Annotated in this window: 14 protein-coding genes; 7 read left to right on the top strand and 7 right to left on the bottom strand. The window is 64.6% G+C overall.

Annotation, left to right across the window (positions count from 1 at the left end; translation table 11 throughout):
- The coding region (locus WAN02_RS04875) for an adenylate/guanylate cyclase domain-containing protein (RefSeq protein WP_422263049.1) at positions 1 to 1,360 on the top strand (1,360 nt) is incomplete at its 5' end.
- Positions 1,361 to 1,433: 73 nt separating this feature from the next.
- Here WAN02_RS04875 and WAN02_RS04880 read toward each other — a convergent pair.
- Positions 1,434 to 2,546 carry an NDMA-dependent alcohol dehydrogenase gene (locus tag WAN02_RS04880; RefSeq protein ID WP_422263050.1) on the bottom strand — a complete coding sequence of 371 codons (1,113 nt, stop codon included), beginning with the start codon at positions 2,544 to 2,546 and terminating at the stop codon, positions 1,434 to 1,436.
- Between the two features lie 269 nt (positions 2,547 to 2,815).
- Between WAN02_RS04880 and WAN02_RS04885 the strand changes: the two genes are divergently transcribed.
- Complete coding sequence (locus WAN02_RS04885) at positions 2,816 to 3,880, top strand: phosphotransferase family protein (RefSeq protein WP_422263051.1); 1,065 nt, start codon at positions 2,816 to 2,818, stop codon at positions 3,878 to 3,880.
- A gap of 6 nt (positions 3,881 to 3,886) precedes the next feature.
- Here the strand turns inward: WAN02_RS04885 and WAN02_RS04890 are convergent, their stop codons facing one another.
- Positions 3,887 to 4,708 carry a mycofactocin-coupled SDR family oxidoreductase gene (locus WAN02_RS04890; RefSeq protein WP_422263052.1) on the bottom strand — a complete coding sequence of 274 codons (822 nt, stop codon included), beginning with the start codon at positions 4,706 to 4,708 and terminating at the stop codon, positions 3,887 to 3,889.
- A gap of 46 nt (positions 4,709 to 4,754) precedes the next feature.
- Positions 4,755 to 5,927 carry an acyl-CoA dehydrogenase family protein gene (locus tag WAN02_RS04895; RefSeq protein WP_422263053.1) on the bottom strand — a complete coding sequence of 391 codons (1,173 nt, stop codon included), beginning with the start codon at positions 5,925 to 5,927 and terminating at the stop codon, positions 4,755 to 4,757.
- A 146-nt stretch (positions 5,928 to 6,073) separates the two neighbouring features.
- Between WAN02_RS04895 and fabG the strand changes: the two genes are divergently transcribed.
- From fabG to WAN02_RS04920, 5 genes are read left to right on the top strand one after another with little or no spacing between them, the layout of a single operon-like run.
- Positions 6,074 to 6,814, top strand: coding sequence for a 3-oxoacyl-ACP reductase FabG (fabG, locus tag WAN02_RS04900; RefSeq protein WP_422263054.1), 741 nt, complete (start codon positions 6,074 to 6,076; stop codon positions 6,812 to 6,814).
- Positions 6,811 to 8,034: an acetyl-CoA C-acetyltransferase gene (locus WAN02_RS04905; protein ID WP_422263055.1), complete on the top strand. Its 1,224-nt coding sequence runs from the start codon at positions 6,811 to 6,813 to the stop codon at positions 8,032 to 8,034. The genes fabG and WAN02_RS04905 overlap by 4 nt, the downstream gene beginning before the upstream one ends.
- A complete protein-coding gene (locus WAN02_RS04910; protein ID WP_422263056.1) occupies positions 8,031 to 9,224 on the top strand; it encodes a CoA transferase in 1,194 nt (397 codons plus the stop codon). Before WAN02_RS04905 ends, WAN02_RS04910 begins: the two co-directional genes overlap by 4 nt.
- Positions 9,225 to 9,244: 20 nt before the next feature.
- Positions 9,245 to 10,438 carry an acyl-CoA dehydrogenase family protein gene (locus WAN02_RS04915; RefSeq protein ID WP_422263057.1) on the top strand — a complete coding sequence of 398 codons (1,194 nt, stop codon included), beginning with the start codon at positions 9,245 to 9,247 and terminating at the stop codon, positions 10,436 to 10,438.
- Between the two features lie 2 nt (positions 10,439 to 10,440).
- Positions 10,441 to 11,115, top strand: a complete 675-nt coding sequence (locus WAN02_RS04920; RefSeq protein WP_422263058.1) for a GntR family transcriptional regulator — start codon at positions 10,441 to 10,443, stop codon at positions 11,113 to 11,115.
- Here the strand turns inward: WAN02_RS04920 and WAN02_RS04925 are convergent.
- The 4 genes from WAN02_RS04925 to WAN02_RS04940 form a co-directional block, all read right to left on the bottom strand.
- Positions 11,112 to 12,683, bottom strand: coding sequence for a class I adenylate-forming enzyme family protein (locus tag WAN02_RS04925; RefSeq protein ID WP_422263059.1), 1,572 nt, complete (start codon positions 12,681 to 12,683; stop codon positions 11,112 to 11,114). The two genes, WAN02_RS04920 and WAN02_RS04925, sit on opposite strands and share 4 nt — an antisense overlap.
- Positions 12,676 to 14,244 carry a class I adenylate-forming enzyme family protein gene (locus WAN02_RS04930; RefSeq protein ID WP_422263060.1) on the bottom strand — a complete coding sequence of 523 codons (1,569 nt, stop codon included), beginning with the start codon at positions 14,242 to 14,244 and terminating at the stop codon, positions 12,676 to 12,678. Before WAN02_RS04930 ends, WAN02_RS04925 begins: the two co-directional genes overlap by 8 nt.
- A complete protein-coding gene (locus WAN02_RS04935; protein ID WP_422263061.1) occupies positions 14,234 to 15,721 on the bottom strand; it encodes a class I adenylate-forming enzyme family protein in 1,488 nt (495 codons plus the stop codon). The genes WAN02_RS04930 and WAN02_RS04935 overlap by 11 nt, the downstream gene beginning before the upstream one ends.
- Positions 15,718 to 16,188: enoyl-CoA hydratase/isomerase family protein (locus WAN02_RS04940; protein WP_422263062.1), on the bottom strand; the 471-nt coding region annotated here is incomplete at its 5' end. The genes WAN02_RS04940 and WAN02_RS04935, both read right to left, overlap by 4 nt.

Here is a 16,188-nt window from a genome sequence, read left to right on the forward strand (position 1 = left end):
GGCGTACTTCGCTCCGAACAGCCTCATCACGGCGGCGGTCATCGTCGTGCTCGGGACCGTCGCCGTCGCAGCCGGCGGTATCGCCAATCTCGTTCCGGTCCTGCGGTGGTTCGTCGCTCAACAACAACCGAATCCCGAGCAGCGGCGATCGGCAATGCGCATCATCACACGGCAGTCGATGATTCTGGCGGCAGTGTGGGCGGTCAGCGGCGTCACCTACCTGGTGTTGAATCTCGACGGCCTTGCGCCGCTGTGGGTCCCGACCCTGTTGGCGGTGGTGTTCGGCGGGAGCGCGGCCGCAAGCCTCAGCCTGTTGCTCACCCAGCGATCTCTACGGCCAATCATGTTGGCGGCCACGCAGGGTACTGAAGGCTTTGTGGTCGCGCCCAGCGTGCTCACCCGACTTATGGGCATGTGGCTATTGGGAAGCGGCCTGCCATCCTTGGCGATCGCCGGCCTCATTTTGACTCGCTCCAACGGCTGGATCATTCAGAAGACCGGGTCGGTCGAGATGCCCATTCTGGTGGTGACGCTTGTCGCGATCCTGATTGGGCTCCCGGTGATGATCATGACTTCCCGTTCGATATCGGATCCGGTCCGCGAGGTCGTCGACGCCATGGCGAAGGTCGAGCGAGGCAGGATCGACACCTTCGTCGGCGTCTACGAAAAGTCTGAAATCGGGCGCCTACAGCACGGATTCAATCGCATGGTCGCCGGAATCGGCGAACGCGATCGGTTACGCGACCTGTTCGGCCGCCATGTCGGAGCCGATGTGGCCCGTCGCGCGATCGAACAGGGCACCCAGCTGTCCGGTGATGTCCGAGAGGCGGCAATCCTTTTCATCGATCTGGTCGGCTCGACGACGTTGACGGCGAGTAGGCCGCCGCAGGAGGTGGCTCAGGTACTCAACGATTTCTTCCGCATCGTCGTCAGCGCGGTGGACGATCACCACGGGCTGATCAACAAATTCCAGGGTGACGCCGCGCTGGCGGTGTTCGGGGCCCCGCTTGCCTTGGACGGTTCGGCGTCGGCGGCGCTGGCCACCGCCCGCAGGCTACGCGATCAGCTGGGCCGGCTACCCATGGTCGACTTCGGGATCGGTGTATCTGCAGGGCCGGTGTTCGCCGGAAACATCGGCGCCGAAAACCGTTACGAATACACCGTTGTCGGCGATGCGGTCAACGAGGCGGCGCGTCTGGCGGACTTCGCCAAGACGCTGGACCAACGGATCGGGAGTTCGGCTGCGGCAATCGAGCGCGCCGACGCAGCCGAGCGCGGGCACTGGGCCTCGATTGGTGACACCGTGTTGCGGGGCCGCTCCGAGTCCACTCAAATCTGGACCCCTGCGGCTGACAGCTGAGAATCGTGTCGGGTGCCCATTCGGAGACAATTCGGCCGTAAACGTCGCTCAGCTGGGCGCCGGGCGACGCGACTCAGTGGTCGTGGATGATGACGCCGCGAATATTGTTGCCCGCCAACGTATCGTCATAGGCCTCGTTGATGTCGTTCAGTTTGTACTCGGCGGTCACCGTCTCGTCGAGCAAGAGCTTGCCCTCGCGGTAGAGGCTGAGCAGTCGATGAATATCGGCGCGCGGGTTGGCCTCGCCGTAAAGACTGCCCAGCAGCCGTTTTTGGAACAGCGTGAACATCGCCAGCGGGAGGGTCGGCGTCACGTCGGTGATCGGCGCCAGCGCCGTCAGCACCACGGCGCCGCCCTTGCGGACGATGTCCAGCGCCTCACCGATCATCGGGCCCTCGGCAAGCCCGACCGTCAGCAAGGCCGAGTCGGCCATCACGCCGCGCGTCAAGTCGCCGACCAAAGCGGTGGCTTCGGGCATTGACGTCGTGAAATGAGTTGCACCGAACTGGAAAGCCTTGTCCCGCTTGCCTTCCGCGATGTCGACCACCACAATTTTTTCCGCGCCAGACAATCGCGCGCCCTGAATCGCGCCGCTACCGATGCCGCCGCAACCGATCACCACGACGGTGTCGCCGGGGCTCACCTTGGCTGTATTGACCGCCGATCCCCACCCGGTGGTGACCCCGCAGCCAAGCAGGCATGCACGCGAGAGCGGAAGGTCATTGTCGATCTTGACGATCGAGGAGTCCGGCACGGTGCCGTACTGCGCGAACGTGCCCAAGAAGCATGCCGCGCCGACGTCGCGGTCCCCGACCCGCCGCCGAAAAGTCCCATCGAGCTGGGCGCCGCTCAGTAACAACGCGCCCTGGTCGCACAGATTCTGCTGGCCGGTCGCACACCAACGGCAGCGCCCGCACGCCGGAAGGAAAGACGCCACCACATGGTCGCCGACCTGCACGTCCCTGACACCGGGGCCGACTTCCTGCACGACGCCGGCACCTTCGTGGCCACCGACGATGGGCAGCGGCACGGGAAGGTCGCCGGTGCGGACATGATGATCTGAGTGGCAGAGCCCGGCGGCCTCGAAGGACACCAGGACCTCGCCGTCCTGCGGGCCGTCAAGGTCCAGTTCTTCGACACTCCATTCCGCGTTGAACTCCCACAGAACCGCGGCATTCATTTTCATCGTGGCCACCCCTTCAGCGAGATAGGTGGGGCGATCTTAGGACGGGCCAGACGCGCGGCGGGAGGTATTAGGGCATTTACATGCGGTGAGACGATGGATGCCGCCCCACGGCATCGAACCAAGGACGGTTGTTGACAACGTCGGCCATGCCCGCGCAACCCTGCGTTGATCGGACAGCTGAGGCAGTCGTGCCTACAGTTGCCGCAACTCATGCCGAATGCCTTACAGTTGTCCGGTCAGTCGAGCCCGCGAAAGGGGCGCAGATCCCGATGCGCATTCCCCGATACCCCGACGACATCACCGTCGAGTGGCTCTCCACGGTGCTGAGCACTCGCGGCACGACTGTGCGGTTGTTTCGCGTCGACGTGGCCGCCATCGGTACCGGGCAGACGGGAGCGACCTATCGGGTCTCGGCGACGTACGCCGGTGATGCGGGCAGCCTGCCCGACACCTTTGTGATCAAACTGCCCGCGCAGGACGACACCGTGCGCGACCGCGTGACCGTCGGCTACCGCAGCGAGTGCGCGTTCTACACCGGGGTGGCCGATCGGGTGCGAGTGCCCGTCCCCCAGTGCTTCTATTGCGAGATCAGTCAGGACGCGCTGGACTACGCACTGCTGCTCGCCGATCAGGCTCCCGCTGTGCAAGGCGATCAGATCGCAGGCTGCGGTGAGCGCGAAGCGCGACTGGTCGTGACGGCATTAGCCGGACTGCATGGGCCCAGTTGGTGTGATCCCGTCTGGCTGGACTTCCCCGGGATCGCCTTCGCCCGACCGGACGAAGCATCGGCCGACGGTCTGGGCGAGGTGGCGCGCATGAGTGCCGAGATCACGCTAGACAAACTCGGTGACCGAATGAGCGCCGCCGATCAGGAAACCTTCACCACCGCCATGGGTTTGGTGACGCCGTGGCTGCTCGCCGAGCGGGACCGGTTTGCGCTGTTGCATGGCGACTACCGGCTCGACAATTTGTTGTTCTCTCCCGACGCCGCCAGCGTGACAGTGGTGGATTGGCAGACGCTCGGCGTGGGCCTGCCCGCGCGCGACCTGGCGTACTTCACCGCGACCAGCCTCAAGCCAGCGCTGCGTGCATCGATCGAACACGACCTTGTCGACGAATACCACCGAGCCCTTGCCGACTATGACGTCACCGGCTATGACCGCGAAACCTGTTGGCGTGATTACCGACTCGGTATGCCGCAGGCGCTGCTGATCTCCGCATTGGGATTCGCCTTCGCCACCGCAACCGACCGCGGAGACGACATGGTGCTCACCATGTTGGCCCGTGGCTGCCAGGCAATCCGCGACCTCGGCACGCTAGATCTCATCGCGTGACGCGTATCAGTACTGTGTAGAACCTTGATCGATCGGGATCGCTGCCGCGGTGATGTTTCTCGATTCGTCGCTGGCCAGCCAACATACCGCATCGGCGATATCCTCAGGCTCGGCAACCCAATTCGGTAGAAACGGCGTGAGGGTGTTCGCCAAATGCGGACTGTTCTGGGTAAATCTCGCCAAGGCGCCGACCATGTCCCCGCCGCCCATTGCGGTGTTGACCGGACCGGGGTGCACGCTGTTGACCCGGATCGAATGCATACCCAGCTCGGCGGCGAACGCACGTGCCATCCCGGTCACCGCGTGCTTGCTGGCGGTGTAGTGCACCATGAACGGCTGCAGCTTCATGCCGGCTGCGGAGCTGATCAGAATGATTGCCCCCCCGCGACCGCCGTCGATGATCTGCTGTGCTCCGGCCATCACGGTGTTCCACGTTCCGGTCACATTGACCTCCATCACGTCGCGAAACGATTCGGGAGTGATCTCGTTCCACGCCTGGGGAGCGGTGATGCCGGCGTTGGCGACGATGACGTCCAGCCGGCCCAGGGTTGCGACCGCGCTGCTTACCTCGTCACGTAAGGCTTCGAAATCACGAACATCCGTCGCGGAGGCAATGATTCGACGGCCGGTGGCTTCGACCAGCCGAACGGTTTCGGTCAGATCCTCCGGTGTTGCCGAGTCGTAGCGGACACAGGATGGAAGCTTCCCCGCGATGTCGACGGCGACGATGTCGGCGCCTTCGCGGGCCATCCGGACAGCGTGTGCGCGGCCCTGACCCCGCGCCGCTCCGGTGATGAATGCGACCTTGCCCGTCAACCGGCCAGTCATGTGCGCTCCGTATCGTAAAGGCCACTGTAACGGACACGACAATACGTCACCGCTTGCGCTGTGCCGCCTTGACCAGGTTCGAACCGATGATCAGCCGCTGAATCTCACTGGTGCCCTCGTACAGTCGCAGCACGCGCACGTCGCGGTAGATACGTTCAACCGGCACCTCACGCATGTACCCGCTACCACCGTGGATCTGCACGGCGAGATCGGCGACCTTGCCCGCCATCTCGGTGCAGAACACCTTGGCCGCCGACGGGGCGACGCGTCGGTCCTCGTCGGTGAGCCACAACCGGGCCGCGTCCCGGACGAGCGCGCGACCGGCCATCACCCCGGTCTGCTGGTCGGCGAGCATCGCCTGAACCAGTTGGAAGTTCCCGATCGGTGTGCCGCCCTGGGTGGCCGTCGCCGCGTAGTTGACGGATTCGTCCAGCGCCCGCTGCGCGGCTCCCACGGCCAGCGCGGCGATGTGAATCCGTCCGCGCGCCAACGAGGTCATCGCCGCGCGGTAGCCGATGTCCGCGCTGCCGCCGACCAGTGCCCCGGCCGGTACGCGCACGTCGGTGAAGCGCACGTCCGCGGTCCAGGCACCCTCCTGTCCCATCTTGGCGTCCTTGGTTCCGACCTCGACTCCGGGGGAGTCGGCAGGAACCAGGAACACGGCGATGCCCGGTCCGGCGTCATCGGCGGGACGGGTCCGCGCGAAGACCACGAACAGGTCGGCAACCGGCGCGTTGGTGATGAATCGCTTCTCGCCGGTGATCACCCAATCGCCTTCCGCGCCATCGCGAATGGCCTTGGTGCGCAGTCCCGCCGGGTTCGACCCCGCCCCCGGTTCGGTCAGCGCGAACGAGGCGACCTGCCCAGAGGCCAGCGACTCCAGCCAGGTGGCCTTCTGCTCGTCGGTGCCGAACCCGACCAGGACCTGACCGGCGATGCCGTTGTTGGTGCCGAACATCGACCGGAGCGCCAGCGAGGTGTAGCCCAGCTCCATCGCCAACTCGACGTCTTGGGTGATGTCGAGCCCGAGCCCACCCCACTCCTGCGGGATGGCATAGCCGAACAACCCCATGTCCTTGGCCTGGTTCCGAAGATCGTCTGGCACCCGGTCGGTCGCCAGAATCTCCTGCTCACGCGGGACGACCGCGGTGCGGACGAACTGTCGGGTCTGGGCGAGGATCTGCTGGAAGTCGTCGTCGTCGACGACCGAGTTAGACATGAATCAGCGCTCCCTTCGAGCGATGCGAGCGCGGGTTGCCGCGCTACTGCGGGACCCCGCCGACTGTCCGCAGGCAGCGATCATATATGAAATATGATGTGCGATGATGTCCCGATTCGGGGCCTGAATAGAAGGACGGTGATCGTGTGTCGTTATTGACCGGTCAGATCGCAGTAATCACCGGTGGCGCCCAGGGGCTGGGTTTTGCCATCGCGCAGCGGTTCGTTGATGAGGGTGCCCGGGTAGTACTCGGTGACGTGAATCTCGAGGCAACGCAGTCCGCGGCCAAGCAGCTCGGCGGCGACGACGTCGCCATCGCGGTGCGCTGCGATGTGACATCCGGGGATGACGTGGATGCACTGGTCGACGCCGCCGTCGACCGGTTCGGCGCGCTCGACATCATGATCAACAACGCCGGAATCACCCGCGATGCGACGATGCGCAAGATGACCGAGGAACAGTTCGATCAGGTGATCGCGGTGCATCTGAAGGGTACGTGGAACGGGTTGCGCAAAGCCGCCGCGATCATGCGGGAGAACAAGCGCGGGACGATCGTGAACATGTCGTCGATATCCGGGAAGGTCGGCATGGTTGGCCAGACCAACTATTCGGCGGCCAAGGCCGGCATCGTCGGTATGACCAAGGCGGCATCGAAGGAACTTGCCCATCTCGGTGTGCGGGTCAACGCGATCCAGCCCGGGCTGATCAGGTCGGCGATGACGGAGGCTATGCCGCAACGGATTTGGGACGCAAAAGTCGCGGAGGTGCCGATGGGACGAGCCGGCGAGCCCGACGAAGTCGCCAACGTCGCATTGTTCCTGGCCTCCGATCTGTCGTCGTACATGACCGGCACCGTCCTCGAGGTGACCGGCGGGCGGCACCTGTGAGTACCCGCGAAGCGGTGATCTGCGAGCCGGTTCGGACCCCGATCGGCCGCTACGGTGGAATGTTCAAGTCGCAGAGCGCTGTTGGGCTCGGAGTGGCCGCTCTTACCGGGCTGCTCGAACGAACCGGTGTGCCACCCGAGGCGGTACAGGACGTCATCCTTGGGCACTGTTATCCCAACAGCGAGGCGCCGGCGATCGGACGCGTGATCGCACTTGATTCGGGACTCCCGGTGACCGTGCCCGGCATGCAGGTGGACCGTCGTTGTGGATCGGGTCTCCAGGCGGTCGTCCAGGCAAGCCTCCAGATCAGCTCCGGTGACCACGATCTCGTGGTCGCCGGCGGCGCGGAGAGCATGAGTAACGTCGCGTTCTACTCCACCGACATGCGGTGGGGTGGTGGCCGCGGCGGCGTACAGGTGCACGACGGATTGGCGCGGGGGCGCTCCACCGCCGGTGGTCGCCACTATCCGGTGCCCGGCGGGATGCTGGAGACCGCGGAGAACCTGCGCCGCCAATACAACATCTCGCGTCAGGAGCAGGACGAGCTAGCGGTGGCGTCGCACCAACGGGCGGTGGCTGCGCAGAAGGACGGCGTCCTGGCCGAGGAGATCATCCCGGTCACCGTGCGTGGCCGCGGTGGCGAGGAGGTGGTCGACACCGACGAGCATCCGCGGGCCGACGCCACAGTGGAATCGCTGAGTAAGCTCAAACCCGTTCTGCTCAAGGATGATCCAGAAGCGACGGTGACCGCGGGAAATGCCAGCGGTCAAAATGACGCGGCCTCCATGTGTCTGGTGACCACCCTGGAGAGAGCCGCGGAACTCGGCCTCACTCCGCTGGTCCGGCTGGTGTCCTGGGGCGTCGCGGCCGTGCCACCCAACGTGATGGGAATCGGTCCGGTACCCGCCACCGAGCTCGCCCTGGCCAAGGCGGGCCTGCAATTGAGCGACATCGACCTCATCGAACTCAACGAGGCGTTCGCCGCACAGGCACTTGCCGTGATGCGGGAGTGGGGCTTTGGCGCCGCCGACCGGGAGCGGACCAACGTGCACGGCTCGGGTATCTCGCTGGGCCATCCGGTCGGCGCGACCGGCGGCAGGATGCTGGCCACGCTGGCCCGCGAACTCCATCGCCGGGGCGCGCGCTACGGGCTGGAAACCATGTGCATCGGCGGCGGACAAGGCCTCGCGGCGGTTTTCGAGCGAGTCGGGCCGCAGTGACCACCCCGTTGTCCGACGTCACCGTCGTGGAGGTTTCCAGCTTCGTCGCGGCACCGCTGTGCGGAATGACGTTGAGCCAACTGGGCGCAGAGGTGATACGCGTCGACCCCATCGGCGGTGCGTCCGACACCCACCGGTGGCCACTGGCCGAAAGCGGCACGTCGATTTACTGGACCGGTCTGAACAAGGGCAAGCGTTCGGCCACCATCGATTTGCGCTCACCTGTTGGGCAGGATCTGGTCCAGCGGCTGATCGTCGAAGGTGACGGCGTGCTGGTCACCAACGCTGCGGGCTTGCCCTGGTTGTCGTTTGACACGCTCGTCGCGAAACGGCCCGACGTGATACATCTCCAGGTGCTCGGTCGCCATGATGGCTCTACCGGCGTGGACTACACGGTCAACGCGGCAACCGGATTTCCGTTGGTCACCGGACCGGCGAACCACTCCGGCCCGATCAACCATGTGCTGCCGGCATGGGACGTCTGCTGTGGCCTGTATGCCGCGCTCGCCCTAGTGACCGCGGTGCGGCGCCGCGACCAGTCCGGAGTCGGCGCTCAAATCAGCATCGCGTTGGAAGACGTCGCGTTAGCTACCGCAGGCAACCTGGGATTGCTGACCGAGCCTCAGGTGAACGGCACCGAACGCCAACGCCAGGGCAACGCGATCTACGGACAGTACGGTCAGGATTTCACCAGTCGCGACGGCGTCGCGTTCATGGTCGTGACGCTGACCAAACGTCATTTTCATGACCTCGTCGAGGTATCCGGCACCGGCGCAGTTGTTTCCGCGCTCGCCGATTCACTGGACGCGGATTTCAGCGACGAGGGCGAGCGCTATCGGTACCGCGACGTACTCAGCGGACTATTCGCCACGTGGTTCGCCGGTCACACCGCCGACGAGATCACCAAGGCGTTGTCGTCCACCAGCGTATTGTTCGAGCGCTATCGCAGTTTCGCGCAGGTCGTCGACGATGAACGGGTTACGGCAAATCCGTTGTTCTCCCGCCTGCACCAGGACGGCGTGGGGGACTACCTTGCGCCCGGGATGCCGGCCGTTCTCGACGGGAGTCACCTCGCAAGCGAACCGGCACCCCGGCTGGGCGGCGACACTATCCGCGTGCTGAGCGCGCACCTGGGATTGAGTGCCGCCGACATCGCACGCCTGAACGCTGCCAAGACGATCGCCTGCTGAGTCAAGGAGACAGACGCGGCATGACCAAACTCGCTCAGACGATCGGCCTCACCGACCTTCAAAACGAAATCATCTCCACGGTAAGGCAATTCGTCGAGAAGGAAGTCATCCCTAATGCGCCCGAGCTGGAGCGCACTGACACCTATCCGCAAGCGATCGTTGACCAGATGCGGGAGATGGGTCTGTTCGGATTGATGATCCCGCAGGAATATGGCGGAGTGGGCGAGTCGCTGCTGACCTACGCGCTCTGCGTCGAAGAATTGGCGCGCGGGTGGATGAGCATCTCGGGGGTGCTCAACACTCACTTCATCGTCGCCTACATGCTGCGCCAGCATGGCACCGACGAGCAGAAGCATCGCTTCCTGCCGCGCATGGCGGACGGCGAGATACGCGGATCGTTCTCGATGTCGGAGCCCGAGTTGGGCTCTGACGTCGCCGCGATCCGCACCCGGGCAGTGCGGGGCAGCGACGGCGACTACACCATCAATGGCCAGAAGATGTGGCTGACCAACGGCGCCAGCTCCAGTCTGGTGGCGGTCCTGGTTCGCACCGATGAGGGCGCGGAGGCGCCGCACCGCAATCTGACCGCCTTCCTGGTTGAAAAGCCGACCGGATTCGGTGAGGTGTTACCCGGGCTGCTGATCCCGGGCAAGATCGACAAGCTGGGCTACAAGGGGATTGACACCACAGAGCTCATCTTCGACGGATATGCCGCAAGCGCCGACAACGTCTTGGGCGGCGTGCCGGGGCAGGGCTTCTACCAGATGATGGACGGCATCGAGGTTGGACGTGTCAACGTATCAGCCCGGGCGGTCGGGGTGGCCATCCGCGCGTTCGAGCTCGCCGCGCGCTACGCCCAGCAGCGTCACACCTTCGGCAAGCCGATCGCCGAGCACCAGGCTATTGCCTTCCAAATCGCGGAAATGGCAACCAAAGTCGAGGCCGCTCACCTGATGATGGTCAACGCGGCCCGGTTGAAGGATTCTGGTGAACGCAACGACGTCGCGGCGGGCATGGCGAAGTATCTTGCCAGCGAATTCTGCTCGGAGGTCACTCAGCAGAGCTTCCGCATCCACGGTGGGTACGGCTACTCCAAAGAGTACGAGATCGAGCGGCTGATGCGCGACGCCCCGTTCTTGCTCATCGGCGAGGGAACCAGCGAGATCCAGAAGTCCATCATCAGCAAGCGGCTGCTCGCCGAGTATCGGATTTGACCGTGAGTGTCCCGGATTTCGCCGCGCGGCCCCAGCTCTCCGAAGACGTTGCGCGCTATGTCCGTAAGCGGATCTTCGATGGGACCTACTCGGCGGGCGAGTACGTCCGTCTGGATCAGCTGGCGACGGAACTAGGTATCAGCGTCACGCCGGTGCGGGAGGCGCTGTTCGAATTGCGCGCCGAGGGGCTGCTGGCGCAGCAGCCGCGGCGTGGGTTCGTGGTGCTACCCGTCACCGAACGCGACCTTGCCGACGTCGCCAATCTGCAGGCACACGTCGGTGGTGAGCTCGCCGCGCGAGCCGCGGTCAACATCGACGACGACCAACTGCGCGAACTCAAACGAATTCAGACTGAGCTCGAGGAGGCATACGCGGGCAACGATATCGAGCGAACGGTGCGACTTAATCATGAGTTCCATCGGGCCATCAATGTGGCCGCCGAGTCACCAAAGCTTGCGCAGATGATGCTACAGATCACCCGTTATGCCCCGGAATCCGTGTTCCCCATAATCGCGGGCTGGCCCGGTCAGTCGATCAAAGACCACCGCCGCGTGGTGGCAGCGCTGGCCAAACACGACAGCGAGCTGGCCCGCAAAGCCATGTCGGATCACCTTGCCGCCGGCGCGGCTCCGCTGATCGACCACCTCGCCGAACACGGGGTCGTCGATTCGACCTAGCCGGGCTGCCCGCTGTCCGTGGCGGCCAGCAATTCGCGCAGCCGTCGGACATCCACCTTGCCGGTCGCACCCCGCGGAATCATGTCATCGGAATCGACCAGCAGCCACACTGTCGGGACTTTGAACGAGCTGAGCACGGTGCGCGCCGTTGCGCGGAGCTTGTCGATGGTCGTGGCGGCGGTGTCGCACACCACCGCCGCACCCACGCGAACTCCCTGTCCACCAGCCACATTGGTCACGAAGGCGTTGTCGACCCCGTCGATGTCACACAGCGCCTGCTCGACTTCGGTCGGGTAGACAGTCGCCCCGCTGACTTTGAACATGTCGTCGGATCGGCCGTGGTAGAACAGGAACCCCCCGTCATCTAGGCGGGCGAGATCACCGGTGGGGTAGAACCCGTCGGCGGTGAACAGGTCCTCTCGGCTGCGCCGGCATATCCCGCGCAGCGTGTGTGGTCCCCGAATCTGGATCATCCCAACGGTTCCCGCGGCGACGGTCTGTCCACTCTCGGGATCGGCGATCCGGATCTCCATGCCCGGGAACGGCTTGCCGCAGCTGCCCCAGGCTGAGCGCGGCATGTCGGTGTCGGCGCGGTATCCGCAGTACGGCCCGAATGCTTCGGTCATCCCGAACAGCGTTGCCCGAGCGCCGGGTTGGGCACGTTGTTCGACCGGAAGGAGGGCTTCCAAGCTGCCGGGGCGTAAGGCAGATAAATCTGCCTGGGCGCGATACGGGTGGCGCGCCAATGCCTCGGCCTGATCGGGCCAACCGCGAAACAGCGTCACCCGTTCGCGTTCAAGCAGACCCAGCGTGGTTTCCGGTTGGGGGATCTCCTCGGTGATCAGCGTTGCCCCGGCCACCAGCGCGGAAAGTACACCGCTACCGAAGCCGCCCACCCAGAAGAACGGCATCGGTAGATATAGCCTGGTCTCGGAATCGATGCAACGGCTTGCCAATCCGGACCGGACGGCGCCCAGCGCGCTGCCGTGCGAGTGGATCACGCCCTTGGGTGCACCGCTGCTACCGGAGGTGAACATGATGACCATCGGGTCATTCGGTGTCACCGTTGCCGCGAGCGCGTCGACGATAGTGCGGTTCGATTCAGCGGAGGTTACATGTGGCAACCGGTCGGCCTCCCAAACTTGGCGCAGCGCAGGAAGGTCGGGGTGTTGCAGCGTTGTGGACAGATCGGGCACGCCAAGAGTCGACCGAAGGTCGCTGAGGTAGTGGTGACCTCGAAACTCCTCGACGCTGATCAGGACCTGCACGGACGCGGCCCGTAGTTGTGCGACCAATTCCCGTGCGGCCAACAGTGTGCTCAATGGAACCAGCACGGCACCGATGCGGGTGAGGGCAATCGCGATCTGCACCCAGCGGACGCCGTTGGGCATGATCAGCCCGACCCGGGTGCCCTTGACGACACCGGCGTCGATGAACACCCCGGCTAAATCGCTTGTGGTGATGTCGAGTTCGCGGTAGCTGAGTCTGCGGGCAAGGTCGATCACCATCGGCTTGGCCTCGTCACGCGCCGAGTGAAACCGGACTAGCTCATCGACGGTGTCAGCCATCGAACAGGCTTCTCAATTGCTGCACGTCAGCTTTCCCGCTGGCCAAAAGGGGTACTTCGGCGACGGGGATCGCCACGAATCGGCGGGGAATCTTGTACGCCGACAATTCCGCAGCAAGTTGGCGACGAAGGCCGGCTTCGTCGAAGGTCCCGCCGTTGTCCAAGATGACGACCGCAGCGACCACCTGACCTCGGTCGGCATCCGGGATTCCGAAGACGTGGGCCACGCTCGCGGTGACCTTGGCGATTGCCTGCTCGACTTCGGCCGGGGAGACGTTGGCGCCGGCCGTTTTGATCATCGAGCCCCGGCGGCCGATGTAGTAGACGAAGCCGTCGCTGTCATTGGCGGCCAGGTCACCGGTGTGAAACCAGCCGTCTGCGTCGAAACATTCTTCCCGGCTGCGTTTGTAGTATCCCTGCATCAGACACGACCCCCGAATATAAAGCTCGCCGAGTGCCCCATCCTCGACCGGTATCGCGGACTCGGGATCGACGATCTTGGTTTCCAGGCCTGGTGCCGGCTTGCCGAACGACCTACGTCGATGCTCAGGTTGGTCGGTCTCGTCAGCGTCGATCAGCACCACGCTGCCCGCCTCGGTCAGGCCGAGCATGTTGTGCCGCAATTCAGGGTCGGCCGGTCGTACCTCAGGAGACATGATCGGATACAGGTTCCCGCGTCGCATCGACGAAAGGTCGCGTCTGGCGAAAGTCGGGTGCCGCGCCAGGTGTGCGACTCCGGCGGGGAATCCGTTGGTGATAGTTGGTCTTTCGGCCTCAAGCAGATCGAGCGTCTGGCCGAGATCTTCGGCGTTGGAGCACACCAGCGTCGATCCGGCGAGCAACGTGGCAAGCAATGCAAACCCGAGTCCTCCGATCCAGAAGAACGGCGAATTGCAGAACAGCCGGTCCGCGGGAGCCAAGCCTCGGACCGCGTTGAGGTTTCGCTGGTGGTTGAGCAGCGCGGCGTGGGTGTGCACCACCCCCTTGGGGGCGGTGGTCGTGCCCGAGGTGTAGACGATCGTCAGCGGGTCCGAGCCGTCGACATCATCTTGCATCGCGGTCAGAAGCCCCTCATCGACCGTCTCGGCCAGCCGATGAAGGCGTGCGACGTCAAAGATCACGTGTCGCAACTGCGGTGCGGCGACGTCGAGGAGCCGGTCGTCGGAATCGAGACGGGATCCCGGCAGTACCTCGGTCAGCCGGTGCACGTAGTCGTGTGAGCGGAACGATGTGGCAGCAAGCAGGATTTCGGTGTCGCTGTCGACGAGTTGCTCGCGTAGCTCGCGCGCGGTGGCGAACGTGGAGAACGGCACGACCACGGCGCCGACTCGCGCCGCAGCCAGCATTCCGACGACGAACGCGACGCCGTTCGGGTAGAGCAGCCCGACATGACTGCCCTTGCCGGCGCCGAGACCGATGAGCCCACGGGCAAGTCGCGCCGAAAGCCGGTCGGCGTCGGCATAGCTGACGCGTTCGGAATCGCAGATCAGCAGGGGGTGATCGCCCCGGCTGCGGGCCTGTGCGCGTAGTACGTGTCCGACGGTTATCGATTCACTTGACATGGTCACCCTGCGCCGCGGACAACGCGTCGTGAAAGTGGCGCCGGATCGCACCCAAATCGGGCTTGCCGGAAGGCGTCCTCGGGAGATCGGCGACGATCGCGATGTCGGTGGGAATTTCGTAACGGGCCAGTCGGGATTGCAGGAAATCGATGAGTTCGGCCGCGTTCGCCGATCCTGGCGCTCGAAGTTCCACCATGGCAACGGGGGTTTCGCCGAGGCGTTCATCGCTGTGCCCTATGACGGCGGCACCCGCCACAGCGGGGTGGGTTTCCAGGGCGCTGCGCACGTCGTCGGGCATGATTTTGAAGCCGCCGCGAATGATCGCCTGGTCGGCGCGGCCGGTGATCCACAGAAACCCATCGGCGTCGATGCGCGCCATGTCGGTGGTGCGCATCCAGTCTGAGGAAGGCCCGAGCTGCGCGGGTTTCACCTCCAGCAGGCCGATCTGATCAGGGCCCAGCGGTTTGCCGTCGTCGCTGACCACCCGCAGTTGAGCCCCTGGGTTGGCGCGCCCCGCGCTGCCGCGTTTGGCCCGCCAGTACTTCTGGTGATCGGCCAAGGTCCAGCTGGCCACTCCACCGCCGAATTCTGTTGCAGCATAGGAAGTCAGCACCGGAATGCCGTACTTTTCGGTGAACGCATCGGCGTCCTCTGGCGATAGCGGCGCGGTCCCAGACGTCACGGCGCGGATACTCGCCAAATCCTCACGAGGTACGTCGGAATGCAGCACCATGCGTAGCGCGGTCGGCACCAGCGACACCGCGCGAGGTCGATGCGTGCGCACCGCTTCGGCCCACCGATTGAGCTCGAATCGTTCGAGCAGCACAAACGGGCGCGGCTCGGCAACACACTGCAAGACTCGGAAGACCCCACCGATATGCACCAGCGGTGAGTTCACGATCGCCACACCCCGACGCAACTCTGTTGGGGCCGCCGGCTGCTCGGCTTCCGGCCCCATCACGCTGTGCGCAAGCATGTCGTAGGTGAGGTCTACCCGTTTGGGTGGTCCGGTTGTTCCGCTGGTCAACATCCGCACCGCGACGTCCGGCCGCAAGTCATAGGTATGGATTTGGCTGGCTGCAACTACTTTCGGCTTGACGCCGACAGCCGTGATCGACACCGTCGTCGTGGCGGGCCGACCGGCCGCGATGGCCAGATCGTCTGGCTCGCCGATGATCATCGGGAGCGCAAGCTGATCGAGGTCTGCTTTGATGCGTTCGTCGCCGCGGCCCGGGTTGATCGCCACCACCGTGCCGCCACAGCGCAGCACCCCGAGCAGCGCGGCAACGTGCGCGGGGCGATTGCGTAACAGAATTCCGACTTGTGGTCGGTCGATGCCGGTGAGCGAACTGATCTGTTCGGCGAGGTCGCGGAGCTGTCCCCAGGAAAGCCATTGATGGTCATACTCCAGGGCGGGTGCGTCGGGTTGTATACGCAGCACGTCGTCGATGCGCCGACTCAGCCGGTGCGACCTCATCGAAGTTTCGGATCCGATGCGCGATGGTTGCCACGCCTCTCGAGCTCGGCTATGCCGATCGGATTCCCCAGTCGGGTGTAGATCAGCCCCTGGTCCAGAGCCGCCCGGTAGGGCTTGTCCAACGATTCCCAGATTGCCTTGACGGTGCCCTGGGTCGCCGACGGCGGGTTGGCCGCAATGGTCGCGGCGATCTCGTGTGCACGTATCCAAAGCTCTTCCGGAGAGACCACTTCAGATACCAGACCGATGCGCAGAGCCGTGTCGGCGCTGACCCGTTCGTCGTTGCCCATCAGGGCGATTCGCAACGCCTCACCCAGTCCGACGCGGCGCATCAGTCCCACCGGCTCCAGCGCGCACACCAAGCCGGCCGACACGTGCGAGTCGAAGAATGTCGCGTCGGTCGAGCAGATGACCACATCGGACTCGTTGACGAAATAGAACGCGCCGGCCGTGCACATACCCTGCAC

The organism is Mycobacterium sp., from assembly GCF_049281135.1.
Taxonomy (GTDB): Bacteria; Actinomycetota; Actinomycetes; order Mycobacteriales; family Mycobacteriaceae; genus Mycobacterium.

Excerpts from the sequence above, each read along its gene's own strand:
- WAN02_RS04930 (WP_422263060.1), bottom strand. The coding sequence starts at position 14,244 with ATGTCAAGTGAATCGATAACCGTCGGACACGTACTACGCGCACAGGCC.
- WAN02_RS04890 (WP_422263052.1), bottom strand. The coding sequence starts at position 4,708 with ATGACTGGCCGGTTGACGGGCAAGGTCGCATTCATCACCGGAGCGGCG.
- WAN02_RS04880 (WP_422263050.1), bottom strand. The coding sequence starts at position 2,546 with ATGAAAATGAATGCCGCGGTTCTGTGGGAGTTCAACGCGGAATGGAGT.
- WAN02_RS04935 (WP_422263061.1), bottom strand. The coding sequence starts at position 15,721 with ATGAGGTCGCACCGGCTGAGTCGGCGCATCGACGACGTGCTGCGTATA.
- WAN02_RS04915 (WP_422263057.1), top strand. The coding sequence starts at position 9,245 with ATGACCAAACTCGCTCAGACGATCGGCCTCACCGACCTTCAAAACGAA.
- WAN02_RS04925 (WP_422263059.1), bottom strand. The coding sequence starts at position 12,683 with ATGGCTGACACCGTCGATGAGCTAGTCCGGTTTCACTCGGCGCGTGAC.
- WAN02_RS04895 (WP_422263053.1), bottom strand. The coding sequence starts at position 5,927 with ATGTCTAACTCGGTCGTCGACGACGACGACTTCCAGCAGATCCTCGCC.
- WAN02_RS04885 (WP_422263051.1), top strand. The coding sequence starts at position 2,816 with ATGCGCATTCCCCGATACCCCGACGACATCACCGTCGAGTGGCTCTCC.